Below are 26,971 nucleotides of genomic sequence, written 5' to 3'. Positions count from 1 at the left end.
AGCAACCGCCGCCCGGGGTTCAGTCGTCTCACCGTGCACGGTGGCCGACGGCAGGCAGTCCAGTACCGCGAACGTGGTGTTCCCCACACTCTTCGCGATAGTGGAACGGGACGAACCGGGCAGGACGTTATGCGGGGTTGCGGGGGACTCTCGGGGGTTGACTTGGGGATTCGGCAACTATGGAGATGCGTGTGATGACGGACAGTAGGCGTCGCAAGCTCGGGCGTGGACGCAAGGGCGTCGCAGCCGTGTCCGCCCTCGTGGGCGGCGTGCTCGTGCTCTCGGCGTGCAGCAGCGACGACGGCGACAAGGCTTCGGGCGGCAAGGAGTCGCAGAACCAGGTCGACGAGGCGGCCGCCAAGAAGTCCTCCGCCGCCCAGATCGAGATCGCGCCGAAGAACGGCTCCGACAATGCCAGCATCAACAGCGCGGCCAAGGTCACCGTCAGCGAGGGCACGCTCACGGACGTGACGATGACGCCGGCCGACGGCGGCACCGCCGTCAAGGGGCAGATAGCCGCGGACAAGAAGAGCTGGAAGCCCACCGGCCAGCTCGAGCGCGCCACCAAATACAAGATCTCGGCGACCGCCCAGGACTCCGAGGGCCGCAAGGCGCACGAGAACTCGGCGTTCACGACCGTCTCGAAGGCCAACAGCTTCATCGGGAACTTCACCCCCGAGAACGGCTCCACGGTCGGCGTCGGTATGCCCGTGTCGATCAACTTCGACAAGGCGATCACCAACAAGAAGGAAGTCCAGTCCGCGGTCAAGGTGTCCTCCACCGGCGGGCAGGAGATCGTCGGGCACTGGTTCGGCAACAACCGCCTGGACTTCCGCCCCGAGGACTACTGGAAGGGCAACTCCACGGTCACGCTGAAGCTGAACCTCGACGGCGTCGAGGGCGCCGACGGCGTCTACGGCGTGCAGCAGAAGACCGTGCAGTTCAAGGTCGGCCGCAACCAGGTCTCCATCGTCGACGCAAAGACCAAGACGATGAAGGTCATGCGGGACGGCAAGGTCGTGAAGACCATTCCGATCTCCGCGGGCTCGCCCCAGAACAAGACGTACAACGGCAAGATGGTGATCTCCGAGAAGTTCAAGGAGACCCGCATGGACGGCGCCACCGTCGGCTTCAAGGACGGCGACGGCAAGGGCGAGTACGACATCAAGGACGTACCGCACGCCATGCGCCTGTCGAACTCCGGCACGTTCATCCACGGCAACTACTGGGGCTCGCCCTCGATCTTCGGCGGCGCCAACACCAGCCACGGCTGCATCGGCCTGCAGGACGCCAAGGGCGCGAACAACAAGAGCACCCCGGGCTCCTGGTTCTACGAGAACTCCATCACCGGTGACGTCGTCGACGTCCGCAACACCGGTGACAAGGTCGTCGCGCCGGACAACGGCCTGAACGGCTGGAACATGGACTGGGCGCAGTGGAAGGCCGGCTCCGCCGCCTGATCCACGGCCCACGGCCCGTACTCCTGACTGAGGGGGTGCGGGCCGTTTCCGTGCATTCCGGCCTCCGAAGCGGCCAGGGCTGAATGAATTTCGGTCGCACCAACTCTGCACTCCTGTCTCGCTATTGAGCAGGTGTTCGCCCCTCGGCATACTTCGATGTCCGAGGGGCGGCTGCCCCTTAACCTCCAGGGGGAGACTTGCACAGACAAGTGAAGAGAGCGTACGGGGCCGGTATCGCCGCGGCGGTGGCCGTGGCCCTCGCGGCGGGCATGACCAGCCCGGCATCCGCGGACCCGGCCACCGCGGGACAGGGCGGCGCGGCGGGGGGCCTGGGTGCCACGTCATCCAGTGGCAGCAGTGGCACCACCCACATCACGCTGATCACCGGAGACCGTGCCGTCCTCGACGCCGACGGCCGCGTGATCGGGCTCGACCGCGCCAAGGGCCGGGAAAACATACCCGTACAGGTGCGGCGCAACGGCGGGCACACGCTGCTGATACCCGCCGACGCGCGGCGCCTGATAGCCGACGGCACGATCGACCGACGGCTGTTCGACGTCACGGAGTTGAACAAGAAGCCCAACCGCACGGCCCAGAAGAAGGGCCTCAAGGTCATCGTCGGCTACAAGGGGGCCGCCGCCCGCGCCAAGGCAGGCGTCCGGGGCGCCGGTGACACCGCCGTCCGCAGGTCCCTGAAGTCGCTGAACGCCGACGCCGTCAGCACGCCCAAGCAGGACGCGGCCGACCTGTGGTCCGCGCTCACCAGCGGCAAGGAAGGCGCCCGCACCGCGGCGTCCGGCATCAGCCACGTCTGGCTGGACGGCGTCCGCAAGGCGAGCCTCGACAAGAGCGTCAAGCAGATCGGCGCCGACAAGGCCTGGGCCGCCGGGTACGACGGCAAGGGCGTCAAGATTGCCGTGCTCGACACGGGCGTCGACGCCACCCACCCGGACCTCAAGGACCAGGTCGTCGCCGAGAGGAACTTCTCGCAGTCGGCCGACGCCAAGGACCGCTACGGCCACGGCACCCACGTCGCGTCCATCGCGGCCGGTACGGGCGCCAAGTCCGGCGGCAAGTTCAAGGGTGTCGCACCCGGCGCCAAGCTCCTCAACGGCAAGGTCCTCGGCGACGACGGCTACGGCGACGACTCCGGCATCATCGCCGCCATGGACTGGGCGGCCGGCGAGGGCGCCGACGTCGTCAACCTCAGCCTCGGCGGCGGCGACACCCCCGGCACCGACCCGCTCGAAGCCGCCGTCGACAAGTTGTCCAAGGACAAGGGCATCCTCTTCGCGATCGCCGCGGGCAACGACGGCACGCCCGGCTCGGTCGGCTCGCCCGGCAGCGCGGACGCCGCCCTGACCGTCGGCGCGGTCGACGACAACGACAAGCTCGCGGACTTCTCCAGCCAGGGCCCGCGCGTCGGCGACGGCGCGATCAAGCCCGACGTGACCGCGCCCGGCGTGGACATCACGGCCGCCGCCGCGCCCGGCTCCGTCATCGAGAAGGAGGTCGGCCAGAACCCCGAGGGCTATCTGACGATCTCCGGTACGTCGATGGCGACCCCGCACGTCGCGGGCGCCGCCGCCCTGCTCAAGCAGCAGCACCCCGACTGGAAGCAGCCCGAGCTCAAGGGCGCCCTCACCGGCTCCACCAAGGGCGGCGCGTACACGGCGTTCCAGCAGGGTTCGGGTCGCATCGCGGTCGACAAGGCCATCAAGCAGACCGTCATCGCCGACCCGGTGTCGGTGAGCTTCGGCACGCAGCAGTGGCCGCACACCGACGACAAGCCGGTCACCAAGAAGGTGACGTACCGGAACCTCGGCAAGGACGACGTCACCCTCGACCTGACGGTGACCGCCACCGACCCGAAGGGCCGTCCGGCCCCCGCCGGGTTCTTCACGCTCGGCACGAAGAAGGTCACCGTCCCCGCGGGCGGCACCGCCTCCGTCGACCTCACCGCCGACTCCAAGCTGGGCGGCACGGTCGACGGCGCGTACTCCGCGTACGTCGTGGCGGACGGCGGCGGCCAGTCGGTGCGCACCGCGGCCGCGGTCGACCGCGAGGTGGAGTCGTACGACGTCACGCTGAAGTACCTCGGCCGTGACGGGCAGCCGACCAAGAACTACGACGCCTCCCTTACGGGCATCACCGGCACGGCCATCGGCGTGGACCTGTCGCCGTACGACGCGTCCGGCACCGTCAAGGTGCGGGTGCCCAAGGGCGCCTACATCCTCAACTCGAACGTCCTGGTCGACTCGGAGGACCTCTCCAAGGGCATCGACTGGCTGGCCCAGCCGAAGCTCGACGTCACCAAGAACACCACGGTGACGGTCGACGCGCGGACCGCCAAGCCGGTCGACGTCACCGTGCCCGCCACCGGCCTCAAGGGCGTGCTCGCCGCGCCCGAGTACACGGTGTCGACGACGGAGCTCGCCAGCGGCTTCGGCTGGCTGCTCGACGAGTTCCAGAACTTCCGCACCGGCGCCGTCGGGCCCGTCCCGACCGGCGTCAAGGTCAGCCAGCAGTGGGCGGCCGTCTGGACCAAGGGCGACAACACCGAGTACAACACCGTCGCGGGCGGCCCGGTGAAGCAGGTCGCCACCGGCTACACCAAGCACTACAAGGCCGCGGAGCTCTCCACGGTCAAGGCCGGTCTCGGCGCCTCCACGCGCGGCAAGTCCGGTTCGCTGCGCGCGTCCGGCGAACTGCCCGCGACCGGGGGCAACTGGTCCGTCGGCGTAGGGACGAAGCTGCCCACCACCCGCACGCTCCACGTGTCCACCGCGGACAAGGTGAAGTGGGGACTGGAGTTCGAGCAGTTCGGGGCGCCGGACGAGGACGGTTTCCCGACGACCGAGGCGGGCTACTCGCTGGGCACCCCGCAGACCTTCGAGGCGGGCAAGACCTACGAGAAGACGTTCAACACGGCCGTCTTCGGCCCGCGCATCGGCGGTTCGTACGGCGTCTTCCGGCGGGGCAACGAGATCGAGGGCTACCTCCCGCTCTACGCGGACGGCCAGACGCACGCCGGGTACTCGCTGTACTCGTCGGTGAAGACGACGCTGTACCGCAACGGCACCAAGTACGGCGAGAGCGACGACCCGCTGGTCGGCGAGAAGCCGTTCAAGGTGCCCTCGGGCGATGCCGCGTACCGGCTGACCACGTCCGTGAAGCGCAGCGTCAGGATCGGCGCGGCCACCACGCGCGTCGACGCGAGCTTCTCGTTCCGCTCCAAGAAGGCGGACAACGCGAGGCTGCCCGTCTCCGCGGCGCGGTTCAGCCCCGCGGTCGATCTGTGGAGCAGGGCGAAGGCCGGTGAGAAGCAGTCCGTGCCGGTCAAGGTCCTCGGCTCGGCGGCCGGCGCCAACCTCAAGTCCCTGGCCGTGTACGTCTCCTACGACTACGGCCAGACCTGGAAGAAGGCCACGGTCAGCAACGGAAAGATCTCCGTGAAGAACCCCGCGAAGGACAAGGCGGTCTCGTTCCACGCCAAGATCGCGGACAAGAAGGGCAACAAGTCGACGCTGTCGATCTACAACGCGTACTACGGCAAGTGAGGCTGCCGTCCTGACGCGCAAACGGTGAGTTCAGCGAGTTGACTGCGGCGCGGCGCCGGAGGGACTGACGGTCATATACCGCCAGAACCCCCTCCGGCGCCGCGTCGCTCGTCGGGCCCTCGCTACTGTGCCCCCATGACGAAGAGCCCCCCGGACGCGCCCGACCCTCTCCCCAAGCCTCTCCCCAAGGCCGAGTTCGGCTTCCCCGGCCCGCTGCGTGACCAGCTCGTGGCGGCCGTGCTCGACGGGTCCAAGACCTCTACGACGGGGCTCGTCGCCGACTACGAGCACGAGGGCGACCCGCTGCCGGTCGTGGGGGAGCGCGAGCTCGTCGTCGACTCCGACGACCGGCCCGTGGGCATCATCGAGACGACCGAGGTCCGCGTCGCGCCGCTCGCCGACGTGGACCTCGCCCACGCCGTGGACGAGGGCGAGGGATACACGACGGTCGCCCAATGGCGGGCGCAGCACGAGGAGTTCTGGCACGGCGCGGAGATGCGCGCCTCGCTCGGCGACCCCGCCTTCACCGTGGACGACGCGACTTCGCTCGTCCTCCAGCGCTTCCGGCTCGTGGCCGACCTGCGGGAGAAGTGACTGTTCGTGCCCTTCGCCGAGGCGGCCGACGGCGCCGCCCTCCACTACCTGATGTACGGCTCGGGCGAGCCCCTGGTGCTGATCGCCGGGCAGTCGAACGACCACCACTGGTGGGATCCCGTACGCGCCGACTTCGCCGCACACTTCACCACGCTCGTCCTCGACCACCGCGGCACGGGCGGGAGCGACCGGCCCGACACCGACACGTACAGCACGCCCGGATTCGCCCGTGACGTGCTCGCCGTCCTCGACCACGCGGGCATCGACCGCGCCCACGTCTACGGCACGTCGATGGGCGGCCGCATCGCCCAGTGGCTGGCGGCCGACCACCCGGACCGCGTCGGCCGTCTCGTCCTCGGCTGCACCTCGCCCGGCGGCCCGCATGCCGTCGAGCGCGGCCCCGAGGTGTGGGAGGCCCTGATCCAGGCCGATCCGGACGCCGTGCGCCGCGCCCTGCTCACGTTCATGTACACGCCGGGCTGGCAGGCCGAACAGGAACGCGCCCGCCCCGGGCGGGAGTTCCACACGCTGGGCGACGCCACCATGCCCGCGTACGCGCGCCGCCGCCATCTGCGGGCCAGCGCCCGCCACGACGCGTGGGACGCGCTGACGCGGATCAAGGCTCCGACGCTCATCGTGCACGGCACGGACGACGTGTTCAACCCGACGGCCAACGCCCCGCTGATCGCCGCCCGCGTCCCGGATGCCAGGACCCTGCTGGTGCCCGGCGCCCGGCACGCCTACTTCGAGGAGTTCGCGGACGTCGCCACCCCGCCGGTCCTCGAGTTCCTGGCTCAGGCCCCGCTGCCGTAGGGCTTGGTGATGATCTCCAGGTTGTGGCCGTTGGGGTCCTCCCAGTAGAGGCCGCGGCCGCCGTCGTTCGTGTTGATCTCGCCGTCGCGCCGGTGGTACGGGTCGGCCCAGTAGGTGAGGCCACGGCTCTTGATGCGCCCGAAGATCTGGTCGAACTCGCCGTCGGAGACCAGGAAGGCGTAGTGCTGCGGCGCGAACGGGCCCTGGTCGCCGTCGTAGAAGTCGAGGGTCACGCCGTTGGGGATCTCCACCGGGATGAAGGGGCCGTACTGGGGGCCGACTTCGAGCCCCAGGATGTCCGCGAGGAACTGGGCGGACGCCTTCTTGTCCTCGGCGGCGACGATGGTGTGGTTCAGCTCGATCGACATCGTGTGACCTCCTGCTGTCCGTTTCCTGCTGTCCGTTTCCTGCTGTCCGTCGCCTGCTGTGCGTCGCTGATGCGGACAACGGTAGGTCGGGAGGGCGGCCGCCGTATCGGTCACGGGGACGACGAAACGGTGCGCCATGGGGCCTAGGCCCCATGGCGCACCGGATTCAAGCCAGGTCGCTCAGATCGTCGCCGTGTCGATCACGAAGCGGTAGCGCACGTCGCTGGCGAGCACCCGCTCGTACGCCTCGTTGATCTGGTCGGCACGGATCAGCTCGATCTCCGAGCCGAGCTTGTGCTCCGCGCAGAAGTCCAGCATCTCCTGCGTCTCCTGGATGCCGCCGATCATGGAGCCCGCGAGGGTCTTGCCACCGGCGATCACCGAGAAGAGGTTGAGGGAGACCGGCTCCTCAGGTGCGCCGACGTTCACGAAGGCGCCCTCCGAGCGCAGCAGGCCCAGGTACTTGTCGAGCGGGAGCGGCGCGGAAACCGTCGACAGGATCATGTCGAAGGAGCCCGCGAGCTGCTCGAAGGTGGCCTCGTCGCTGGTCGCGTAGTAGTGCTCGGCGCCGAGTCGCAGGCCGTCGTCCTTCTTGCGCAGGGACTGCGAGAGCACGGTCACCTCGGCGCCCATGGCGTGCGCGATCTTGACGGCCATGTGGCCGAGACCGCCGAGGCCCACCACGGCGACCTTCTTGCCGGGGCCCGCGTTCCAGCGGTGGAGGGGGGAGTACGTGGTGATGCCGGCGCAGAGCAGCGGCGCGGCCACGTCCAGGGAGATCCCCTCGGGGATGCGGACGGTGAACGCCTCGTCCACGACGACGTGCGTGGAGTAGCCGCCGTAGGTCGGCTCGCCGTCCTTGCCGATGCCGTTGTACGTCGGGACGTTGCCCTTGACGCAGTACTGCTCCAGACCGGCCTTGCAGTTCTCGCACTCGCGGCAGGAGTCGACCATGCAGCCGACGCCGACGCGGTCACCCACGGTGAACTTGGTGACACCGGGGCCGACCTCGGTGACGACTCCGGCGATCTCGTGGCCGGGCACCATCGGGTAGATGCCCTCGCCCCAGCCGTCACGGGCCTGGTGGATGTCCGAGTGGCAGATACCGGCGTACTTGATGTCGATCAGGACGTCGGACTCGCCGAGGGCGCGGCGCGGCACGGTGGTCCGCTCCAGGGGCGCCCCGGGGGCGGGAGCGGCGTAGGCGGAAACGGTGGTGATCTGCTCAGTCATGTCATCGAGGCTGCCACTGACCTGGTCAATCGCCCAGACACCCATTCTGCCTACGACCACTGTGCCTACCACTGGCGGGGTCAGGCTCAGCGGCGTACGACCCTGGATAACGCCCCGCGACCCTGGATACTGGAACGTATGGACGAGATCCCCGAGGCAGAGGCGACGACCGGCCGTCCGCAGGCGACAGGCCGTACGCGGGTGCCCGGAAGTCCTCAGGTGCCCGGCAGTCCCCAGGCGCCCGGCAGTCCGCACGGCCCCGCGCTGCCCGCCGGGCCGGAGGGCAAGCCCCTGGACGGCCGGGCCGAGCTGAGCGAGTTCCTGCGTACGCGCAGGGCACGGCTGCAGCCGCAGGACGTCGGGCTGCCGAACTTCGGCCGGCACCGCAGGGTGCCCGGTCTGCGCCGCGAGGAGCTGGCGCAGCTGGCCGGGGTCTCCGTGGCGTACTACACCCGCCTTGAGCAGGGCAACGGCCGCAACGTCTCCGGCGAGGTCCTCGACGCCATCGCGCACGCCCTGCGCCTGACGGACGCCGAGCGCGCCCACCTCAGCCACCTCGCGAAGCCGAAGGCCCACAAGAAGAAGCGCGCCGCGCGGCAGCAGCACATGCGGCCCGCGCTGCAGCGGCTCCTGGACTCCATCGACGGCGTGCCCGCGTACGTGGTCGGCCGCCGCTCGGACATCCTCGGCTGGAACGCGCTGGCCGCCGCGCTCTTCGGCGACTGGGGCGAGCTGGACCCGAAGGAACGCAACTGGGCGCGGATCTGCTTCCTCGACCCGCGCTCGCGCGACCTCTTCGTGGAGTGGGACAAGAAGGCGTCGGACATCGTCAGCTTCCTCCGCATGGACGCGGGCTGCTATCCCAACGACCCCGAGCTGTCCTCCCTGGTCGGCGAACTCTCCGTGAAGAGCGAGGAGTTCCGCGGCCTGTGGGCCACGCATGACGTCCGGGAGAAGGGGCACGGCAGCAAGCGTCTGCGGCATCCCCTGGTGGGCGAGCTGACGCTGTCGTTCGAGACGCTGAAGCTGCCGGACGACTGCGATCAGTCGCTGATCATGTACCACGCGGAGCCGGAATCGGCGTCGGCGCAGGGGCTGCGGCTGCTGGCCAGTTGGGGGCGGGACGCGTCGTCGGTGGGCTCGGCATCGAAGTGAGGCCGATCCGGCGCCGATCGCTTCGCCGCCGATCCGGGCGTACGGGATTTCGCGGGCGGCGGAACGCTTCGTACTGACCCGGTGGCGCCGCGCCTCCTAGGCTGTGGGAGTGAGCAGCCATGAGGCGCAAGCGCCGCAGAAGTCGCCGAAGCAGCAGCCGTCGCGGAAGCCGGAAGCCCGCGTGATCCCCTTGCGCCCGCCGGGCGAGATGCGTGCGCCGGGCGAGATGCGCGCGCCGGGCGGCAGGACGGCCGGTGCGGACAAGGTGGGCAAGGCAGACAAACCAGCCAAGGAACCCCTCTGGCGGGACATCGTCGGCGACGTCCTGCGCCGCGAGCGCCTGGCCCAGGAACGCACGCTCAAGGACGTGGCGGACGCCGCCCGGATCTCCATGCCCTACCTCTCCGAGCTGGAGCGCGGCCGTAAGGAGGCCTCGTCGGAGGTCCTCGCGGCCGCTGCCCGTGCCCTCGGTCTCGGCCTGCCCGACCTGCTGTCCCTGGCCCAGACGCGGCTGGCCGGCCTTCCCCGCGCGAGGCCGGCCAGGGCGTCGTACCAGGCCGAGGTCCGGCTGGCGGCCTGACCTCAGGCGGCGAGGGGCAGCGCCCGACGGCCGAGCACCTGGTCGGCGAGCCCGTACGCGACGGCCTCCTGCGCGGTGAAGACCTTGTCGCGGTCCATGTCCGCGCGCAGGGTGGCCACGTCGTGGTGCGTGTGCTGGGCCAGGACCTCCTCGACCTGCGACCGGATCCGCAGCATCTCCTTGGCCTGCAGGCTCAGATCGGACACGGTCCCCTGCTGCCCGCGGCTCGCGGGCTGCCCGAGGAGGACGCGCGCGTGGTCGAGCACGAACCGCCGTCCCGGGTCGCCGCCCGCGAGCAGCACGGCGGCCGTGGAGGCGGCCTGCCCGACGCAGAAGGTGGAGATCGGCGCGGAGATGAAGCTCATGGTGTCGTAGATCGCCATGAGTGAAGTGAAGGAACCGCCCGGCGAGTTGATGTAGATGGCGACCTCGCGGTCCGGGGCGGACGACTCCAGGTGGAGCAGTTGCGCGATGACGACGTTGGCGACGCCGTCGTCGATCTCCGTACCGAGGAAGATGATGCGCTCGGAGAGCAGCCGGCTGTAGATGTCGTACGCCCGCTCGCCCTGCGGAGTGCGCTCGACGACGGTCGGAATCGTGTACTGGCTCATTCTGTTCAGTCCCCTCGTACTCTCAGATTCCCAGACCGATGCGCCGCTTCGACCCCGCGGGCCGCACGTCCTCCAGGGACTGGACGACGTGGTCGACCATCCCGTACTCCTTGGCCTGCTCGGCGGTGAACCACCGGTCCCGGTCGCCGTCCCGCGAGACGGTCTCCTCGCTCTGGCCGGTGTGCTCGGCGGTGATCCGCTCGATGGCCCGCTTGGTGAACTCCAGGTTCTCCGCCTGGATGGCGATGTCGGCGGTGGTGCCGCCGATGCCCGCGGACGGCTGATGCATCATGATTCGCGCGTTCGGCAGCGCGAACCGCTTGCCGCGCGTCCCCACGCTCAGCAGGAACTGCCCCATGCTGGCGGCGAATCCCATGGCGAGGGTCGCGACGTCGTTCGGGATGAGCCGCATCGTGTCGTAGATGGCGAGCCCGGCGGTGACGGAGCCGCCGGGGCTGTTGATGTACAGACTGATGTCGGTCTTCGGGTCCTCCGCCGACAGCAACAGCATCTGCGCGCAGACGCGGTTGGCGGATACCTCGTCGACCTGTGTCCCGAGGAACACGATCCGCTGGTTCAGCAACTGCGTGGCCAGATGATCGTCGAACCGCGAAGGAACGGTCTCCCCGTCCTCCCCACGCGGCCGCGCCACCGTGTCCCACCCACTGTCGTTCCCTGCCATCACGCCGCCTCCATGAAGTCCCGCGGCCCCAACGCCGCGCCATGACTTCACTGTTGCCCACACAACCACCGCTGTCAGAGATCTCGGCTTGCGGCAGATTCGCTGAGGGCAGAGGAGGTCTTTCGCCGGGCGGTGACGGCTGGCTCAGGAGGCGCCCGGCCCCGCTCCGCCCGCCCGCGCGTGGCGCTCGCGCACCACTTCGAGGAAGGCCGCGCGGAGCTCGTTCCGCGTCCTGCCGCGGGTTTTGACGGCGTGACAGTTCGGACAGAGGGCGATCATCTGGCTCGGGTGGTCGCGGCCCTTCCCCGCGATCTCCACGATGTGGTCGACCTCGAGTATCGGGCCGCCCGCATCGGTCACGTCGACCGGCTGCCCGCTGCAGGCGGGGTTCTCGCAGCGCCCCCCGCTGCGCAGGAGTACCGCACGCCGGGCCGTTCCAGAGCGGAGGGGATCCCTGGTCAGCCGCTCGCGCCGCCGACCGTGCCGGGACTCCTCCCGCCGCTCCACAAGGGTGCACAGCCTGTCGTACTGCGCGGCGAGGGCGACGGGGTCCGGGGTGACGGGATCCAGGTCCTCGGCCACGGACTCCGCGAACAGCCCGACCGCCCGGAGCAGCGGAACCTCGTCGAGCCCCTCGAAGAACCGGTCCACGATCGCCTGTATCACCTCGACGCGGGCCTGCCCGGAGCCGTGCACGGCGTCGTGAACCGGCAGGGCCAGGCCTCCGACGGGCTGCTGCGCGGCGAACCAGCGGCGGGGCACGGCATCGCCGTGGGCGAGCGGGACGGTCCCCTCGTAGTCGTGGAGGGACCACAGCCCCGCGTGGTAAAGCGCGAGGACCGGGTAGTCGGGCCGGGGACGCTCGCCGCGCACCCCGTACGTCTCCAGAAGCGAGCTCAGGGCCGCGTTCGTCCTGCTCCAGGGCAGGGTGCGCGGCTCACCGCGGAGCGCGCGTCCGATCGCCCACAGGAGAGCGATCGGCTGGTAGAGGCGGGGGCCGTCCTCCGCGTGGGCGACGCGAAGCCGGGCGATCTGCTCGACGAGGTGCCGGGGCGAGGGGTCGGTGACCGCTTCGCGGGACACCACTTGGAACCCCAGAGCGCCGAGCAGCTTCGCCGCGTGATCGCGCCCGCCGGAGAACTCCCGGGCCAGCAACGGACCGCGGCCCGGCAGGAAGCCGTGGGCGGCACCGACGACGGCCTTCGAGTCGTAGTACCGCCCGTTGATCACCAGCAGATACGTACGGGCAGGCTGGAAGCCGTACTTCCGCAGGAAGGCGTCCCGCCCGATCCGGTCGAACTCCCCGACCGCACGCAGGACTTCCGCTCTACCGATCCCGCCGTCGCCCAGGGCCATGCGGCAACGATAGACGCGGCCCCTCAGTCACCGGCAGGCGCGATCCCCGTAGGGCAGGCCCGCCCCCAGTTCGTCTCCGACGGGGCGTCAAGGACCGCGCCCGTGCCGCCGATTCCGCAGTAGCCGTCGGGGTTCTTGTCCAAGTACTGCTGGTGGTACGGCTCGGCAGGCCACAGGGGGCGGGTGTCGGCGGGGAGGACCGTCGTCGTGATCGTGCCGTAGCGCGCGGTCGTCAGGACCTGCTGGTAGGCATCGAGGGAGGCGGTCGCCGCCTCCGCCTGGGCGGGGGAGTGGGTGTAGATCGCCGAGCGGTACTGCGTGCCGACGTCGTTGCCCTGGCGGAAGCCCTGCGTGGGGTTGTGGGACTCCCAGAACAGCTTCAGGAGCGAGGCGTACGAGACCTTGGCCGGGTCGAAGACGACGCGGACCGCCTCCGTGTGGCCCGTCAGGCCGGAGCACACCTCTTCGTAGGAGGGGTTTTCCGTGGAACCGCCCTGGTAGCCGACGTACGTCGTCCATACGCCCTCGGTCTGCCAGAACTTGCGCTCGGCGCCCCAGAAGCAGCCGAGGGCGAAGTCGGCGACCTCCAGGCCCGCGGGGTAGGGGCCGAGCAGCGGATTGCCGAGGACCGTGTGGCGGGAGGGGACCTCGAATTCCGGGGTCGCCCGGCCCTTCAGGGCCTGCTCGGGGGTGGGGAGCTCGGGCGTGCGGCCGAAGATCATGGGGTCTCTCCTCGTGCGTGACAGGGGTCTACGACGTCAACGTGGGCGGCCGTCGCCGCATTCCGGCCAGTGCGCACTCCGGTCAGTGCGCATTCCGGTCAGTGCGGGAGCGTCGCCGGGCTGCCGCCGTTCGCCTCGTAACCGGCGACGGCGAGCGCGCGGTACACCGCGTACCCCTCGGCCGGGTCCCCGGTCAGGGTCCAGGGCAGGGCGCCGACGTGGCCGTCCACGTGCACCAGCTGGCCCATGGCCTCGCCCCAGCGCTCGCTGCGGACCAGGAAGAACACCAGGAGGTGGCGGACGTGCGCCAGCATCGGGTCGTCCGGGCGGGCGGCGTGCACCGCGAAGAGGGCGCCCTCGACGGCCTTGGTGACGACCTCGCTCTCGTAGAAACCACGGACGAGGGTGACCTCGGGAAGGTGCTCGTAGACCGCGAAGAGGGGGAGCGCGGCGAGCAGCGAACCCCGGGGCGCGCGGGCCGCGGCCGCCTCCGCGAAGCTGTACGCGAGGTCACGCGAACCGTGCCACTTCTCGCACCAGTAGTGCAGCGCCGCCAGATGCGCGCCCATGTGCGCGGGCGCGCGGTCCAGGATCTTCAGCCACAGCTGCTCGAACTCCTCGCGCGAGTACGCGAGTCCGCGCGCGATGGAGAGCTCGATGACGTACGGAACGGGGTCGCCGGGGGAGAGCAGCGCCGCCTGCCCGCACGCCTCCCTGGCCTCCTCCAGAATGATCCGGAACTCATCCGTCCCCTGCACCGCCGTGCGCCACGCCTGCTGAACGAGGAACTCCGCGTGCACCGCCGCACCGCCCGCGTCCTTGGGCGCCTCCGCCCGCCAGACCCGCAGCCACTGCCCGCCGGGGCTGTCGCCGACGCCGCCAGGCCGCTGCTGCAGTTCGAGGGAGGCCGCGCCCGCGAAGGCCTGCACGCGCTGCCACCGCCGCTCGCCGTGCGTCTCCGTGCCCGCGAGCAGCTGCGAGGCCGCCTGCCACCCCTGCGTGCGCTGCACGAGGTCGAGGACCTCCATGAGGTCGGTGTCCGGACCCGGCATGCGGATGTCCAGCTCTTCCTGGCGCAGGAAGCCGTAGTTCTCCGGGTCCGCGGCGTCCGGCGAGCCCGGGGCCACCTGCCGGATTCCGCCGCGCCTGCGCAGCAGTACGGGCCCGAGAACCGCACCGATCATGATCACCGCGAACAGGAACCAGAGAATCTCCATGACACAAGCGAACCAGAAGCGTCGGACAATTGGCCAACCTGCCCGGACGTACCCGGACCGACCCCCCGTAAGGGGCCGCGCGCGGACTACGCTCAGGCCGCATGAGCGACTCGCACAGCACCCAGAACTTCGAGACCGTGGCGATCCACGCGGGCAACACCGCCGACCCCCTCACCGGCGCCGTCGTCCCGCCCATTTACCAGGTCTCGACCTACAAGCAGGACGGCGTCGGCGGCCTGCGCGGCGGTTACGAGTACAGCCGCAGCGCCAACCCGACACGGACCGCCCTGGAAGAGAACCTGGCCGCACTGGAGGGCGGCCGCCGCGGACTCGCCTTCGCGTCCGGACTGGCCGCCGAGGACTGCCTGCTCCGTACGCTGCTCAGCCCCGGCGACCACGTCGTCATCCCCAACGACGCGTACGGCGGCACCTTCCGCCTCTTCGCCAAGGTCGTCTCGCGCTGGGGCGTGGAGTGGTCGGTGGCCGACACCTCCGACCCGGAGGCCGTGCGGGCCGCGCTGACCGACCGTACGAAGGCGATCTGGGTGGAGACCCCCTCCAACCCGCTGCTCGGCATCACCGACATCGCCGCGGTCGCGCAGATCGCCCGCGAGGCCGGTGTGCGCCTCGTCGTCGACAACACCTTCGCGAGCCCCTACCTCCAGCAGCCGCTCGCGCTCGGCGCGGACGTCGTCGTGCACTCCATGACGAAGTACATGGGCGGCCACTCGGACGTCGTCGGCGGCGCGCTCGTCGTCGACGACGCCGAACTGGGCGAGGAGTTGGCGTTCCACCAGAACGCGATGGGCGCCGTCGCGGGCCCCTTCGACGCCTGGCTGGTCCTTCGCGGCATCAAGACCCTCGCGGTGCGCATGGACCGGCACAGCGAGAACGCCGCCAAGATCACCGAGATGCTGACCCGGCACGCGCGCGTGACGCACGTCCTCTACCCGGGCCTCGCGGAGCACCCCGGCCACGAGATCGCCGCCAAGCAGATGAGGGCGTTCGGCGGCATGGTGTCCTTCCGGGTCGAGGGCGGCGAGGAGGCGGCCGTCGAGGTCTGCAACCGCGCCGGGCTGTTCACCCTCGGCGAGTCCCTTGGCGGCGTCGAGTCCCTGATCGAGCACCCGGGCCGCATGACGCACGCCTCGGTCGCGGGCTCGGCCCTCGAGGTCCCCGCAGACCTCGTACGCCTCTCCGTGGGCATCGAGTCGGCCGATGACCTCGTCGCCGACCTGCAGCAGGCGCTGGGTTAAGCCCTATCCCCAGCGGGTCAGGGGTGGAGTCGTGTCCGAGGGCGGCTCCACCCACGGCCGGGTGAGCGACGCCCACACGACGAACACCACCGCGGCGGCGAACAGCAGCGTCCAGAACAGCCTCCGCACCGCCGTACGGCGCCGCAGCAGACGGCTGCCGCGCCGCACCGCGTCATCGAGGAGTTCGGGCGGCACAGCGGGCGCCGTGCCCTCCAGAAGGCGCCGGACGGCCTGCTCCTTGCGCTCGTACTGGCTCATGAGGGCACACCGTCCCGTGGGGCACCGTCCCGTGAGGCACCGCCCCGCTCAGCGCCGCGGCCGGCGCGGGCCCGCGCGGCGGGTGCAGGGCTGTCGCCGTGGCGCGGGCACAGATCAGCGCGACCCGCTCCGCCGGAAGACCGAGGAGCGCCGCCGTCTGCTCCTCGGCCACGCCCTCGTACACCCGCAGGACGAGAATCAGCCGCTCCTGGGGGCTGAGCCCGGCCAGGACCCCGCCGTGGCCGCGGTGGCGGCGCCAGGCCGCGCGCCCGAAGCGGACGGCGAGCTGCTGGCGGGTGCGGTCGTAGGGGTCCTCGCCGCGCAGCCGGTCCCACGTCGCGTACGTGTGCGCGAGGGCCGCGGTCAGCAGGCCCCGCGCGCGTGGGTTGTCGTCCGGGAGCTCGGCGGTGAGCAGCGTCGAGGCATGCAGGAGCCGCCCTGCCGCGCCCGCGACGAACGCCTCGAACTCCCGGGCACGGCGGGCGCTCTGGAGCGCCTGCCGTTCTCGCACCACGCCTCCCGGCCGGAAGGAAGGGGGGTCCCGGTCTCATATGAGGCCAGATGCGGGGCCGGGGTCAAGACTCCGGAGTGGCCGGAACTTCTCCCGCGGGGGCCGTCTGGGACGTCTGCCGTGCCGAGAGGGCGGAATTGAAGCGTGTGAGGAGCGCACAGAAGCTCTCGCGCTCCTCCGGAGCCCATTCCTGGGTCAGCTCGGCCATGAGTTCGCGGCGCGAGGAGCGCACCTCGTCGAGTCTGGCCTGGCCGCGCGGCGAGAGCTGCAGGACGACGGCGCGGCCGTCCTCGGGGTGCGAGGTGCGCTTGACGAGTCCGGTGTCGACCAGCGGAGCGACCTGCCGGGTGACCGTCGAGGAGTCGATGCCCATGCTCGCGGCAAGCGCCTTGACGCCCATCGGGCCTTCCTTGTCGAGCCGGTTGAGCAGCAGGTACGCGGCGCGGTCCATGGAGTTGCGGACCTGGCCTACGCCGCCGAGGCGCGTCTGCTCCGCGCGGCGTGCGAAGACGGCCACCTGGTGCTGGAGGCTGTCCAGGAGGCCGGGGTCGCTGGCGGTCGTCATGTCCGGAGTTGTGGGCATGGCCGGGGGCTCACTTCATGCGAGGGCGATGGGTTGGGGGACAGGGTACGCGGCTGCGGGGCGCCCCGTACCTGCGCTGCGCAAACCTACGGGGAGAACGGTCTCGTCCCTTGGTCGTCCCAGGAGGATCCGGGCGCCGGCTGCAAGACTTGCCGACATGAGCTACCGCACGCCTCACTCCTTGCCGACGGTGACCCTCGACGACGTGCGCGGCGCGCAGAAGATGCTCTCCGGAGTGGCCCGGACGACCGCGATGGAGGGCAGCAGGCACCTGTCGCAGCTGGTCGGGGCTCCGGTGCACCTCAAGTGCGAGAACCTCCAGCGGACCGGCTCCTTCAAGCTCCGCGGCGCGTACGTGCGGATCGCGGGCCTGCTCCCCGAGGAGCGCGCCGCCGGTGTCGTCGCCGCCAGCGCGGGCAACCACGCGCAGGGCGTGGCCCTCGCCTCCTCGCTCCTCGGCGTGCGCTCCACGGTCTTCATGCCGGCCGGGGCGCCGCTGCCCAAGGTCGCGGCGACCCGGGAGTACGGGGCTCAGGTGCGGCTGCACGGCCAGGTGGTCGACGAGACGCTTGCCGCCGCGCAGGAGTACGCGTACGAGACCGGCGCCGTCTTCATCCACCCCTTCGACCACCCGGACATCATCGCGGGGCAGGGCACGGTCGGCCTGGAGATCCTGGAGCAGTGCCCGGAGGTGCGCACCCTCCTCGTCGGCGTCGGGGGCGGCGGTCTCGCGGCGGGCATCGCGGTCGCGGTGAAGGCGCTGCGCCCGGACGTGCGGGTGGTCGGCGTGCAGGCGGCGGGCGCCGCGGCCTATCCGCCCTCGCTGGCCGCCGGGCGCCCGGTCTCGATCGAGAACCCCGCGACGATGGCCGACGGCATCAAGGTCGGGCGCCCCGGCGACGTGCCGTTCCAGCTGTTCGAGGAGTTCGTCGACGATGTCGTGACGGTCTCGGAGGACGAGCTGTCCAGCGCCCTGCTGCTCTGTCTGGAGCGGGCCAAGATGGTCGTGGAACCGGCCGGGGCCAGCCCGGTGGCGGCCCTCCTGAGCGACCCGAAGGCCTTTGAGGGGCCGGTGGTGGCGCTGCTGTCCGGCGGCAACGTGGACCCGCTCCTGATGCAGCGGATCCTGCGGCACGGCATGGCGGCGGCGGGCCGCTACCTCTCGCTGCGGCTGCGCCTGACCGACCGCCCGGGTGCGCTGGCCACGCTTCTCGGGGTCCTGTCGGAGGTGGACGCCAACGTCCTCGACGTGAGCCACGTACGCACCGACCCGCGCCTCGGCCTGACGGAGGCGGAGGTCGAGCTGCACCTGGAGACGAAGGGGCCCGCGCACTGCACCGAGGTGGGCGCGGAGCTGCGGGCGGCGGGCTACACGGTCATCGGCTGAGGCTGTTGGGAGGCTGTAGGGGGCACATCGGCCGGGGCTGGAGGGGGCAGACCGGACGAGCCCGTAGGGGTTACCCGGATTCTGGTTCGTCTTTCGAAAAACAGCTGAGCCGACGCGATGTATCGCGTTATGGTGTGTCTCGTGTCACCCGTTCGCCGGGCGAGCGAAGTCCGGAAAATCTAAGCTCGTCCGTAGAAAGTCACCCACACGTAGAAAGTCACCCACACCACGGGAGAAACCACATGCCAGGCGCCATCTACGCCGAAGGCCTGGTGAAGACCTTCGGTGACGTAAGGGCTCTGGACGGCGTCGATCTCGATGTCCCGGAAGGAACCGTGCTCGGCCTCCTCGGGCCGAACGGCGCGGGCAAGACGACGGCGGTCCGCTGCCTGACGACACTGCTCACGCCGGACAGCGGCAAGGCGGTCGTCGCGGGCGTCGACGTCCTCAAGCACCCCAACGAGGTGCGGCGCTCGATCGGCCTCTCCGGCCAATTCGCCGCCGTGGACGAGTATCTGACAGGCCGTGAGAACCTGCAGATGGTCGGCCAGCTCTATCAGATGAAGGCCAAGGAGGCCAAGGTCCGGGCGGCCGAGCTGCTCGACCGGTTCCACCTCGCCGACGCCGCCGACCGCCCCTCCAAGACGTACTCGGGCGGTATGCGCCGCCGCCTCGACCTCGCCGCCGCGCTGGTCGTCTCCCCGCCGGTGATGTTCATGGACGAGCCGACCACCGGCCTCGACCCGCGCAACCGCCAGCAGCTGTGGGAAGTCATCCAGGAGCTCGTCGCGGGCGGCACCACCCTGCTCCTGACCACCCAGTACCTCGAAGAGGCCGACCACCTGGCGCACGACATCTGCGTCGTCGACCACGGCCGCGTCATCGCGCGCGGCACCTCCGACCAGCTCAAGGCCCAGACCGGCGGCGAGCGCGTCGAGGTCGTCGTGCACGACCCCGACCACATCGCCGCCGCCGCCGAGGTGCTGCGCGGCTTCGGCAAGGGCGAGGTCGCCGTCGCCCGGCACACCCGCAAGCTGACCGTCCCGGTCACCGGCGGCGCCAAGCTGCTCGCGGAGGTCATCCGCGAACTGGACACCCGCGGCATCGAGATCGACGACATCGGCCTGCGCCGCCCGACCCTCGACGACGTCTTCATCTCCCTCACGGGCCATGTCGCCGAACAGCAGGCCGAGGGCAACGGCGAGAGCGCCGAGACCGATCCCCGGCGTCCCCAGCGTCCCCAGGGTCCCCAGCGCAAGGAGGAGGCCGACCAATGAGCACCGCCACCGACACCGTGCCCACGGCGGGCCCCAGGCCCTCCGGCGGCATCGGCCAGTCCGTCAGGGACTCCCTGGTCATCGCCCGGCGGAACCTGATCCGCATGAGCCGGATTCCCGAGATGGTCCTGTTCGGCCTCATCCAGCCGGTGATGTTCGTGATCCTCTTCACGTACGTCTTCGGCGGCTCCATCCAGGTCGGCGGCTCCCTGTCCTCGCAGGACTACCGCAACTTCCTGATGGCGGGCATCTTCGCGCAGACCGTCACCTTCGCCACCGCCGGCGCGGGCGCGGGGATCGCCGACGACATGCACAAGGGCCTCATCGACCGCTTCCGCTCCCTGCCCATGGCCCGGGGCGCGGTCCTCACCGGCCGCACCGTGGCCGACCTGGTGCAGACGGCCCTGACGCTGGTCGTGCTCGCCATGGTCGCGCTCCTCATCGGCTGGCGCACCCATGAGAACTTCGGCAAGGTCCTCGCCGGATTCGGCCTGCTGCTCCTGCTCGGCTACGCCTTCTCATGGATCGGCGCGTTGATCGGCCTCTCGGTCCGTACGCCGGAGGCGGCGACCTCGGGTGGCCTGATCTGGCTGTTTCCACTGACGTTCATCTCGAACGCCTTCGTGGACTCCAACAAACTGCCGACGTTCTTCCGGCACATCGCCGAGTGGAACCCGTTCAGCACCACGGTCCAGGCCTGCCGGGAGCTCTTCGGCAATCTGCCGCCCGGCTTCAAGACCCCGGACGCCTGGCCCATGCAGCACCCGGTGTGGGCGTCGCTGATCTGGTCCGTGATCATCCTCGTGGTCTTCCGGACCCTCGCGGTGCGCAAGTACCGCTCGGCGGCGGCATGACAGGGCCCCCGGCACTCACGGTGCCGGGGGCCCTGCCATGTATGGAGCCATGTGTGGAGCTCGAAGAGCGCGCTAGGCCTTGTACGGCTTGGCCTGGAGGATCTTCACGGAGGCGAGCTTGCCGTTCGGCAGCTCGTACTCCGCGTTCTCACCGATCTTCTTGCCGTGCACGCCCGTGCCCAGCGGGGACTGCGGCGAGTACGTCTCGATGTCGCCGCTCGCGTACTCACGGGAGGCGAGCAGGAACGTCGTGGTGTCGTCCTCGTCGCCGTCGAAGGCGATGGTGACGACCATGCCCGGCTCCACGACACCGTCGTCGGCGGGCGCCTCGCCGACCCGCGCGGTCTCCAGGAGCTGGGTCAGCTGGCGCACGCGGAGCTCCTGCTTGCCCTGCTCCTCCTTGGCCGCGTGGTACCCGCCGTTCTCGCGCAGGTCGCCCTCCTCACGCGCTGCCGCGATCTTCGCCGCGATCTCGGTGCGCGCGGGACCAGACAGGTACTCCAGCTCGGCCTTGAGCTGGTTGTACGCCTCCTGGGTCAGCCAGGTGACGTTTTCGCTGGTCTGGGTCACAGGTGCTCCTCGTAGGTACTGGGAATACAAAGCATCGCCCTACCCAGAAGGATGTTCCTTCACGGGTGGGCGAAACCACGAGCCTAACAATTCAGGGGCCCCAGGGGGAGGACATAAGCCGTCAGATTTGCGTCAACGCAGGTGAACGCGGTAAAGCCGATCGACCCAGTCGGAGTGGCAACGCGGTCGGATGGCAGCTCAGTCGGAGTGGCAGCCCAGCAGCTCGACGTTGGTGGCCTTCCCCGTCGTGCGCAGCGTGACGGTCTGGTCGATCCGGTCCGTGCGCTGGTCGAAGCGGAAGTCCGCGCGGCCCACCTCGGCACCGGACTCGGCCTGCGAGCGCAGGGTGCAGTAGCCGCGCGCGTCGGAGTCCTTGCGCACTTCCAGATGGGCCTCGACGGCGTGATCCGACACGACGTCGAACTTGATGACCTCGCCGCTGACCTTCGTACCGTCGATGTAGTCGTAGCCGAACCAGCCGACCATGCCGAGCAGCAGCACGCCGAGCACCGCACCGATGATCTTCAGCTTGCGGTCGGCCGCTTCGTCGGCCGTGCGCGAGCGGCCGTACCGACCCTCGGGGAGGCCGCCGGGACGTCCCTCGGGGAGCTTCGAGCTCGCCGCCGCCATGATCGTCCTCCAGGAACAGGGGATGCCGGAATTTTCCGCCCCCCGGTTCCGTCACTATAGAAGCCGCGTGTTGCGCCGGATGACCGAGGGCGCCCAAAAACTTGAGGATCGAGTCTTGACTGAGCAGCTGCGACTGATGGCCGTGCACGCCCACCCCGACGACGAGTCGAGCAAGGGCGCGGCCACCATGGCCAAGTACGTGTCCGAGGGGGTGGACGTGCACGTCGTGACCTGCACGGGTGGCGAGCGCGGCGACATCCTCAATCCCAAGCTCCAGGGTGACACCTACATTCAGGAGAACATCCACGAGGTGCGCAGGAAGGAGATGGACGAGGCGCGTGCCATCCTCGGCGTCAAGCAGGACTGGCTCGGCTTCGTCGACTCCGGCCTGCCCGAGGGCGACCCGCTGCCGCCGCTGCCCGAGGGCTGTTTCGCCCTCGAGGACGTCGACAAGGCGGCCGGCGAACTGGTCCGGCAGATCCGCTCCTTCCGCCCGCAGGTCATCACGACCTACGACGAGAACGGCGGGTATCCGCACCCCGACCACATCATGACCCACAAGATCTCGATGGTGGCCTTCGACGGTGCGGCCGACGCCGAGAAGTACCCTGAGAGCGAGTTCGGCCCGGTCTTCCAGCCCCAGAAGCTCTACTACAACCAGGGCTTCAACCGGCCGCGCACCGAGGCTCTGCACCACGCGATGCTCGACCGCGGCATGGAGTCGCCGTACGGGGACTGGCTCAAGCGCTGGGACGAGTTCGAGCGGGTCGAGCGCACCCTGACCACGCACGTGCCGTGCGCCGACTTCTACGAGATCCGTGACAAGGCGCTGATCGCGCACGCCACGCAGATCGACCCCGAGGGCGGCTGGTTCCGGGTGCCCATGGAGATCCAGAAGGAGGTCTGGCCCACGGAGGAGTACGAGCTCGCGAAGTCGCTCGTCGATACTTCCCTCCCCGAGGACGACCTCTTTGCGGGCATCCGCGACAATGCCTAGCGTGAACGCACATCTGGCAATGACGCATCTCGTCCCTCTTGCCAAGGAGGTCGACGACGACAAGGTGACTCCCGGCGTCCTGGGCTTCATCGTCTTCGCGGTGATGGCACTGGCCGTCTGGGGCCTGATGAAGTCGATGAACAAGCACATGCGCAAGGTCGACTTCAAGGATCCGGAGAAGGAGCCGGTCGGCGCGGCCGCCGGTGACCCCGAGAAGCCCGCTTCCGGAGAGCAGCGCTAGTTCCGCCGGGTCGGGTCCGTCGCCCACCGCCTGGGTCCGTCACCCACCGCCTGGGTCCGTCACCCACCGCCGTGGGTGACGGCCGCCGCCGCTCATGGGTGCGGCGGCGACCGTCGGGCGCGCGAGGCGGCGGGCTCCCCTCCGACGCCTCCTCGCGCGGGTGTCCTCCTGGGCCGGCAGGAAGCGGGAGTTTCCTGGCCGCGCGTTCGGAGAACGGCGGCTGGAGCCGGGTCGTCGGCGATGCGGCTCCAGCAGGCGCGGGCATGTCCTGGTACGAAACCGTGCGCGACCCGGGGTCTGGGAGCCGTGGTTCGGGGTGGGCGCGGGCCCTCAAGGCGGCAGCGCTCCATCCCTCTCTACGTGAGGGTAGAGCGACGGCGGCACCGGTGGGAATGCCGCCTGGGCGTTCTGCGGGTTTCCTGTCCGAAAACGGACACCGGAGACTGACACCAGCCTCCTGGCGTAGAGGAATTGCGCACCGTAGTTCCGGTCAGGAGCCCGCGCGAAGAGGAGTGTGGAGACAGGGCGTGCCGCCCGCGTTCAGCTCCCCTCCCCGGGCGGTGCTGTCCAACCCATGGGTGCCGGTGCCGCGGGAATGTGTCGGCGCCCATGGCCGACCGGCCGAGCCCTCTGCCCCCGCGGCCGCACTGCGCCCCCGCCGCCGCACTGCCCCCCGCCGCCGCACTGCCCCCTGCCCCGGCACTGTGCCCCTGCCCCGCGCCGCCTCACTGCGGCTGGGGCACATCCACCCCCATCACCTCCCGCGCATGACGGCTCGGCACCATGCCGAGGCGCCAGGCCTGCCAGCCCGTCTCCAGCTCGGCCCCCCGCTCCAGAAGCAGGCCGTACGCCTGGACGTAGTCGGCGAGCTTGCCGTCGCGGGTCGGGTGGTCGGCGCGGGCGAGCCGGCTCAGCTCCTCCTGCGCGACGGCCGTACCGATCTCCCAGCCGCCCGGTGAGGCGTACGGCAGCAGGGTGCAGCGCAGGAAGCGGGCCCAGTCCTCACCGCGCCGGTCGCCGTACGAGGTGAACAGGCCGATCGCCTCGTCGCACAGCGCGAGCGCCTGCTGGGCACGGGTGTTGCCCGCGTCCACGACCACCAGTTCCAGACAGGTCCAGGCCTCGCCGTGCGCGACACCGATGCGCTGGAAGTCGGCACGGGCGTCCACCAGGAGCTGCCGGGCGAAACCGGAGTTGCGCAGCGAGCCCGTCTGGGCGGCGCGCTGGTCGCGGGTCACGCGCGCCGAGTGGTGCCGGGCGCACGCAAGGCCGTACACGTCCCGCATCCGGGAGAACATCGTGCGGGCCCGCTCCAGCTCCCGCACCGCCTGGTCGAGGTCGCCGGTCTCCTCGAGGGCCTGGCCCAGGTAGTACAGCGACCAGGCCTCGCCGCGTGCGTCGTCGTTGTCGCGGTGCCGGGACACCGCCTGACGCATGCCGTCGACCGCGGGCGACGGATCGCCGTCCACGAGGCGGGCCCGGGCCAACTGCGTGAGGGCCCAGGCCTCGCCGCGCGCGTCGTGGGTGCGGCCGTACAGTTCGAGGGCGTCCCGCAGCTCGCCCTCCGCCCGCGCTACGTCGCCCATGCGCAGGCAGAGCTGACCGAGCTGGAAGTGCGTCCAGGCCTCGCCGTGCACCGAGCCGCTCGTACGGTGCAGAGCGAGCGCCGTCCGGAGCATGTCGAGCGCGTGCGCCAGGTGGGCGCGGTCCCGCTCCACGGCCGCGAGCGCGTGCAGCGTCCACGCGCGGTCGCCCGCCAGCTCGTCGGCCGTCTGTAGCTCAAGCGCCTCGGTGAGGCGGGCCGCGGCCTCCGTCAGATTGCCCTGGTGGTGCAGGGTGATGCCGAGGGAGCCGAGCGCACGGGCGGCCGCCGCGTCCTGGTGGGCCTCGAAGTACAGGTCCACGACGGAGTTCAGCGTCGTACGCGACTGGTCGAGCTCGCCGAGCTGCCGGGCCGCGATACCCGTACGCCACTGCACGCTGCGGCCGAGCAGACCCTGGTCGATGGCCTGGGTGAGCTCGTTGATCTCGCCGAGACGGTAGAGGTCACCGCGGAGCAGGCAGTAGTCGCACAGGGCGCCCAGAAGGTTGAGCACGGCCCGCTGGTCGACGCCCTCCGCGTACCGCAAGGCCGCGGTGATGAACGTCGACTCGTCGTCCAGCCAGCGCAGCGCCGCGTCGAGGGAGGCGAAACCGTGCTGCCCGAACTGGTCCGCGCGCGTGGACGTCTTGCCGTCGACCAGACGGATCACCGTGTCGGCGAGCTCGCCGTAGCTGGCGATGAGGCGCTCCTGCGCGGCGGTGCGCTCGGCGGGCTCCTCCTCGTCGAGGAGACGGGTCCGCGCGAAGGCGCGCACGAGGTCGTGCAGGCGGTAGCGGCTGGCCGGGGACGGCGCGTCGCTGCCCGCGCGGGGGCGGGGCAGATCGACCAGACCGGCCCGGGAGAGCGCGGTCAGCTGCCGGGCCGCCTCCTGCTCGTCGGTGCCGAGCAGTGCCGCCGCGGCGGCCGTGCCCAGCGACGCGCGCCCGGCCAGCGCGAGCCGGCGCAGCAGCCGCCGGGCCGGTTCGGACTGGTCGGAGTAGCGCAGCCACAAGACGCGCTCGACCGGACCGACCTTCTCGGCGGGCCCGTACGCCGACAGGTCGGCGGCCAGCCTGCGCGGCGTCCGCGGGCCGAGCGAGGAGCCCGCGGCCCGCAGGGCCAGCGGCAGCCCGCCGCACAACTCCCGTACCTCGTCGCCCGCTTCGGCGTCGTAGGGCCCGGAGAGATCCTCGGCGGACTCCCTCAGGAGCTGCTCCGCCGCCGCCTCGTCCAGCGCCTCGACCGGCAGCGGGTGCACCCAGGCGGGCAGGTCGTCGGGCAGTTCGAGCGGCTCCCTCGCGGTGATCAGGACGAGGCTGTCCGAACGCTCCGGTATCAGCGTACGGACCTGCTCGATGTCGCTGGCGTCGTCGAGCACGATCGTCACCGGAAGGCCCGTCAGATACTGGTGGTAGAGCTCGCTGAGCCGCTTGACCTGCTGCTCCTGCGAGGAACGCTCCCGGAACAGCAGCTGTTCGCGCGGGGCGCCCAGCCGGTTCAGGAGGTGGAGCAGGGCGTCGCGTGTGGACAGCGGGGTGTCCTCGGGGGCGTCGCCGCGCAGGTCCACCACGCACGCGCCGCGGAACTGGTCCCGCAGATCGTGCGCGGCCCGCACCGCGAGCGAGGTGCGCCCCGAACCCGGCACGCCGTGTAGCACGACGACCGTGGGCCGGGTGTCGGTGCTGGCGCGCGCCGCGTGCACCCACTGGGCGATCCGCCCCAGCTCGGTCCGGCGGCCCACGAACGGGGCGGCGGTCTCCGCGAGTTGGCCGAAGGACTGCTGCAGCACGTTGCGCCGGCGCGCCGCCGCACTCTTGTCCGTGCCGCGCAGCTGGGGTGCGGCCTTCTTCGTCGCGTGCGTGCCCGTCGACGCGGCGAGGACGCGCTGCTGGTCGAGGAAGGGCCGGATGCCGCGCACCTCCAGCGCGGTCAGCCACTGCAGCCGAAGCTGCTCGGGGCCGCCCGGCCTGCTGAGCTCACCCGCGCGGCGGCTGGCCGCGGGCACGTGGGAGGCCGTCACCTTCACGACGGTCGCCGCCGCACCGGCCACGGCGACGACCGCGCCGGTGCCGAGGGCGGTGCCGACGCTCGTACCGAACGACAGGTCGGAGAACCCGGCCGCGACGGCCGCAACCACCGCCACCAGCAACGGAGTTCCGGCCCCCTCCTTCGCATAACGCTGCCCGAAACTGAGCCGCCCGGCGTCCGCCTCGTCGAGCGCCCCGGTGTACGACGCGTACTCCTCGGCCGCCGTCAGCGCCATGGCGTCCAGCGCACCGCGCGCCCGCGAGAGCAGCACGCCCCCGTCGACACGCCCGCCGGAACGCCGGACCTCCTCCTCCACGGCCCGCCCCAACAGCCGCTCGGCCTCGGCCCGATGGCTGTCCCGCATATGGGTCCCCCCTCCGAAAGCAACAGTCGCCTGCGGTCACAAGTGTCCTGCGTACGGGGCGCGGGCGCGAGGGTGTCCACTG

24 protein-coding genes and 1 pseudogene are annotated in these 26,971 nt (G+C 70.7%); 12 read left to right on the top strand and 13 right to left on the bottom strand.

Annotated features, from left to right (window positions below; all coding sequences use genetic code 11):
* Positions 1-194: 194 nt before the first annotated feature.
* From ABZ953_RS03380 to ABZ953_RS03365, 4 genes are all read left to right on the top strand, one after another.
* Positions 195-1,460 (top strand): Ig-like domain-containing protein, encoded by a 1,266-nt coding sequence (locus tag ABZ953_RS03380; protein WP_361715963.1) that lies wholly within the window; start codon positions 195-197, stop codon positions 1,458-1,460.
* A gap of 209 nt (positions 1,461-1,669) precedes the next feature.
* Positions 1,670-5,020 (top strand): S8 family serine peptidase, encoded by a 3,351-nt coding sequence (locus ABZ953_RS03375; RefSeq protein WP_361715960.1) that lies wholly within the window; start codon positions 1,670-1,672, stop codon positions 5,018-5,020.
* Positions 5,021-5,155: 135 nt separating this feature from the next.
* Positions 5,156-5,614, top strand: coding sequence for an ASCH domain-containing protein (locus tag ABZ953_RS03370; protein ID WP_361715957.1), 459 nt, complete (start codon positions 5,156-5,158; stop codon positions 5,612-5,614).
* Positions 5,615-5,620: 6 nt separating this feature from the next.
* Positions 5,621-6,427, top strand: coding sequence for an alpha/beta fold hydrolase (locus tag ABZ953_RS03365; protein WP_361715954.1), 807 nt, complete (start codon positions 5,621-5,623; stop codon positions 6,425-6,427).
* Here the strand turns inward: ABZ953_RS03365 and ABZ953_RS03360 are convergent.
* Together ABZ953_RS03360 and ABZ953_RS03355 are read right to left on the bottom strand one after the other, a co-directional pair.
* A complete protein-coding gene (locus tag ABZ953_RS03360; RefSeq protein WP_361715952.1) occupies positions 6,409-6,795 on the bottom strand; it encodes a VOC family protein in 387 nt (128 codons plus the stop codon). The genes ABZ953_RS03365 and ABZ953_RS03360 overlap by 19 nt on opposite strands.
* Positions 6,796-6,975: 180 nt before the next feature.
* Positions 6,976-8,028 (bottom strand): NAD(P)-dependent alcohol dehydrogenase, encoded by a 1,053-nt coding sequence (locus tag ABZ953_RS03355; protein ID WP_361715949.1) that lies wholly within the window; start codon positions 8,026-8,028, stop codon positions 6,976-6,978.
* A gap of 138 nt (positions 8,029-8,166) precedes the next feature.
* Here ABZ953_RS03355 and ABZ953_RS03350 point away from each other — a divergent pair, with 138 nt between their 5' ends.
* Positions 8,167-9,183: a helix-turn-helix domain-containing protein gene (locus ABZ953_RS03350; protein WP_361715946.1), complete on the top strand. Its 1,017-nt coding sequence runs from the start codon at positions 8,167-8,169 to the stop codon at positions 9,181-9,183.
* Positions 9,184-9,409: 226 nt separating this feature from the next.
* Entirely contained in the window at positions 9,410-9,763 is a 354-nt protein-coding gene (locus ABZ953_RS03345; RefSeq protein ID WP_361717017.1) for a helix-turn-helix transcriptional regulator, read from the top strand.
* 2 nt (positions 9,764-9,765) lie between these two features.
* On the opposite strand, the gene ABZ953_RS03340 is transcribed toward ABZ953_RS03345, so the two are convergent.
* From ABZ953_RS03340 to ABZ953_RS03320, 5 genes are all read right to left on the bottom strand, one after another.
* Positions 9,766-10,374: an ATP-dependent Clp protease proteolytic subunit gene (locus tag ABZ953_RS03340; RefSeq protein ID WP_361715943.1), complete on the bottom strand. Its 609-nt coding sequence runs from the start codon at positions 10,372-10,374 to the stop codon at positions 9,766-9,768.
* A 22-nt stretch (positions 10,375-10,396) separates the two neighbouring features.
* Positions 10,397-11,056, bottom strand: a complete 660-nt coding sequence (locus tag ABZ953_RS03335; protein WP_361715940.1) for an ATP-dependent Clp protease proteolytic subunit — start codon at positions 11,054-11,056, stop codon at positions 10,397-10,399.
* Positions 11,057-11,200: 144 nt separating this feature from the next.
* Positions 11,201-12,412 carry an HNH endonuclease gene (locus ABZ953_RS03330; protein WP_361715937.1) on the bottom strand — a complete coding sequence of 404 codons (1,212 nt, stop codon included), beginning with the start codon at positions 12,410-12,412 and terminating at the stop codon, positions 11,201-11,203.
* 23 nt (positions 12,413-12,435) lie between these two features.
* Entirely contained in the window at positions 12,436-13,134 is a 699-nt protein-coding gene (gene msrA / locus ABZ953_RS03325) for a peptide-methionine (S)-S-oxide reductase MsrA (RefSeq protein ID WP_361715934.1), read from the bottom strand.
* A gap of 98 nt (positions 13,135-13,232) precedes the next feature.
* Entirely contained in the window at positions 13,233-14,351 is a 1,119-nt protein-coding gene (locus ABZ953_RS03320; RefSeq protein WP_361715931.1) for a hypothetical protein, read from the bottom strand.
* A gap of 101 nt (positions 14,352-14,452) precedes the next feature.
* Here ABZ953_RS03320 and ABZ953_RS03315 point away from each other — a divergent pair, with 101 nt between their 5' ends.
* On the top strand, positions 14,453-15,607 hold the full coding sequence (locus ABZ953_RS03315; RefSeq protein ID WP_361715928.1) for a cystathionine gamma-synthase: 1,155 nt from the start codon (positions 14,453-14,455) through the stop codon (positions 15,605-15,607).
* Between the two features lie 3 nt (positions 15,608-15,610).
* On the opposite strand, the gene ABZ953_RS03310 is transcribed toward ABZ953_RS03315, so the two are convergent.
* The 3 genes and pseudogenes from ABZ953_RS03310 to ABZ953_RS03300 form a co-directional block, all read right to left on the bottom strand.
* Positions 15,611-15,865, bottom strand: a complete 255-nt coding sequence (locus tag ABZ953_RS03310) for a hypothetical protein (RefSeq protein WP_361715925.1) — start codon at positions 15,863-15,865, stop codon at positions 15,611-15,613.
* Positions 15,866-15,926: 61 nt separating this feature from the next.
* A pseudogene (locus tag ABZ953_RS03305) lies at positions 15,927-16,376 on the bottom strand (sigma factor-like helix-turn-helix DNA-binding protein); the annotation flags it as partial.
* A 64-nt stretch (positions 16,377-16,440) separates the two neighbouring features.
* Positions 16,441-16,959: a MarR family transcriptional regulator gene (locus tag ABZ953_RS03300; protein WP_361715922.1), complete on the bottom strand. Its 519-nt coding sequence runs from the start codon at positions 16,957-16,959 to the stop codon at positions 16,441-16,443.
* Between the two features lie 157 nt (positions 16,960-17,116).
* On the opposite strand from ABZ953_RS03300, the gene ilvA reads away from it, so the two are divergent.
* The 3 genes from ilvA (at position 17,117) to ABZ953_RS03285 (ending at position 20,477) form a co-directional block, all read left to right on the top strand.
* Positions 17,117-18,346 carry a threonine ammonia-lyase gene (gene ilvA, locus ABZ953_RS03295; protein ID WP_361715919.1) on the top strand — a complete coding sequence of 410 codons (1,230 nt, stop codon included), beginning with the start codon at positions 17,117-17,119 and terminating at the stop codon, positions 18,344-18,346.
* Between the two features lie 242 nt (positions 18,347-18,588).
* Entirely contained in the window at positions 18,589-19,623 is a 1,035-nt protein-coding gene (locus ABZ953_RS03290) for an ATP-binding cassette domain-containing protein (RefSeq protein ID WP_361715916.1), read from the top strand.
* The gene (locus ABZ953_RS03285) at positions 19,620-20,477 is read left to right on the top strand and encodes an ABC transporter permease (RefSeq protein ID WP_361715913.1); all 858 of its coding nucleotides are present in this window, start codon (positions 19,620-19,622) and stop codon (positions 20,475-20,477) included. The genes ABZ953_RS03290 and ABZ953_RS03285 overlap by 4 nt, the downstream gene beginning before the upstream one ends.
* 72 nt (positions 20,478-20,549) lie before the next feature.
* On the opposite strand, the gene greA is transcribed toward ABZ953_RS03285, so the two are convergent.
* Together greA and ABZ953_RS03275 are read right to left on the bottom strand one after the other, a co-directional pair.
* A complete protein-coding gene (gene greA / locus ABZ953_RS03280; protein ID WP_361715910.1) occupies positions 20,550-21,047 on the bottom strand; it encodes a transcription elongation factor GreA in 498 nt (165 codons plus the stop codon).
* Positions 21,048-21,245: 198 nt separating this feature from the next.
* Complete coding sequence (locus ABZ953_RS03275; RefSeq protein ID WP_361715907.1) at positions 21,246-21,677, bottom strand: DUF4307 domain-containing protein; 432 nt, start codon at positions 21,675-21,677, stop codon at positions 21,246-21,248.
* 115 nt (positions 21,678-21,792) lie between these two features.
* On the opposite strand from ABZ953_RS03275, the gene mca reads away from it, so the two are divergent.
* Positions 21,793-22,674, top strand: coding sequence for a mycothiol conjugate amidase Mca (gene mca / locus ABZ953_RS03270; RefSeq protein ID WP_361715904.1), 882 nt, complete (start codon positions 21,793-21,795; stop codon positions 22,672-22,674).
* Positions 22,667-22,915: a hypothetical protein gene (locus tag ABZ953_RS03265; protein WP_361715901.1), complete on the top strand. Its 249-nt coding sequence runs from the start codon at positions 22,667-22,669 to the stop codon at positions 22,913-22,915. Before mca ends, ABZ953_RS03265 begins: the two co-directional genes overlap by 8 nt.
* A 725-nt stretch (positions 22,916-23,640) precedes the next feature.
* On the opposite strand, the gene ABZ953_RS03260 is transcribed toward ABZ953_RS03265, so the two are convergent.
* The gene (locus ABZ953_RS03260; RefSeq protein WP_361715898.1) at positions 23,641-26,889 is read right to left on the bottom strand and encodes a tetratricopeptide repeat protein; all 3,249 of its coding nucleotides are present in this window, start codon (positions 26,887-26,889) and stop codon (positions 23,641-23,643) included.
* Between the last annotated feature and the right edge of the window lie 82 nt (positions 26,890-26,971).

The sequence above is a fragment of the Streptomyces sp. NPDC046465 genome (genome assembly GCF_040646035.1).
Taxonomy (GTDB): Bacteria; Actinomycetota; Actinomycetes; order Streptomycetales; family Streptomycetaceae; genus Streptomyces.
This window is presented reverse-complemented; position numbering and strand designations above follow the sequence as displayed.

Bases quoted from the DNA above. Each gene is read 5' to 3' on its own strand.
- ABZ953_RS03315 (WP_361715928.1), top strand. From the start codon at position 14,453: ATGAGCGACTCGCACAGCACCCAGAACTTCGAGACCGTGGCGATCCAC.
- ABZ953_RS03300 (WP_361715922.1), bottom strand. From the start codon at position 16,959: ATGCCCACAACTCCGGACATGACGACCGCCAGCGACCCCGGCCTCCTG.
- ABZ953_RS03310 (WP_361715925.1), bottom strand. From the start codon at position 15,865: ATGAGCCAGTACGAGCGCAAGGAGCAGGCCGTCCGGCGCCTTCTGGAG.
- ABZ953_RS03370 (WP_361715957.1), top strand. From the start codon at position 5,156: ATGACGAAGAGCCCCCCGGACGCGCCCGACCCTCTCCCCAAGCCTCTC.
- msrA (WP_361715934.1), bottom strand. From the start codon at position 13,134: ATGATCTTCGGCCGCACGCCCGAGCTCCCCACCCCCGAGCAGGCCCTG.
- ilvA (WP_361715919.1), top strand. From the start codon at position 17,117: ATGAGCTACCGCACGCCTCACTCCTTGCCGACGGTGACCCTCGACGAC.
- ABZ953_RS03360 (WP_361715952.1), bottom strand. From the start codon at position 6,795: ATGTCGATCGAGCTGAACCACACCATCGTCGCCGCCGAGGACAAGAAG.
- ABZ953_RS03330 (WP_361715937.1), bottom strand. From the start codon at position 12,412: ATGGCCCTGGGCGACGGCGGGATCGGTAGAGCGGAAGTCCTGCGTGCG.
- ABZ953_RS03275 (WP_361715907.1), bottom strand. From the start codon at position 21,677: ATGGCGGCGGCGAGCTCGAAGCTCCCCGAGGGACGTCCCGGCGGCCTC.
- ABZ953_RS03355 (WP_361715949.1), bottom strand. From the start codon at position 8,028: ATGACTGAGCAGATCACCACCGTTTCCGCCTACGCCGCTCCCGCCCCC.
- ABZ953_RS03320 (WP_361715931.1), bottom strand. From the start codon at position 14,351: ATGGAGATTCTCTGGTTCCTGTTCGCGGTGATCATGATCGGTGCGGTT.
- ABZ953_RS03350 (WP_361715946.1), top strand. From the start codon at position 8,167: ATGGACGAGATCCCCGAGGCAGAGGCGACGACCGGCCGTCCGCAGGCG.
- ABZ953_RS03285 (WP_361715913.1), top strand. From the start codon at position 19,620: ATGAGCACCGCCACCGACACCGTGCCCACGGCGGGCCCCAGGCCCTCC.
- ABZ953_RS03265 (WP_361715901.1), top strand. From the start codon at position 22,667: ATGCCTAGCGTGAACGCACATCTGGCAATGACGCATCTCGTCCCTCTT.
- ABZ953_RS03290 (WP_361715916.1), top strand. From the start codon at position 18,589: ATGCCAGGCGCCATCTACGCCGAAGGCCTGGTGAAGACCTTCGGTGAC.
- ABZ953_RS03340 (WP_361715943.1), bottom strand. From the start codon at position 10,374: ATGAGCCAGTACACGATTCCGACCGTCGTCGAGCGCACTCCGCAGGGC.
- ABZ953_RS03345 (WP_361717017.1), top strand. From the start codon at position 9,410: ATGCGCGCGCCGGGCGGCAGGACGGCCGGTGCGGACAAGGTGGGCAAG.
- ABZ953_RS03380 (WP_361715963.1), top strand. From the start codon at position 195: ATGACGGACAGTAGGCGTCGCAAGCTCGGGCGTGGACGCAAGGGCGTC.
- ABZ953_RS03335 (WP_361715940.1), bottom strand. From the start codon at position 11,056: ATGGCAGGGAACGACAGTGGGTGGGACACGGTGGCGCGGCCGCGTGGG.
- ABZ953_RS03260 (WP_361715898.1), bottom strand. From the start codon at position 26,889: ATGCGGGACAGCCATCGGGCCGAGGCCGAGCGGCTGTTGGGGCGGGCC.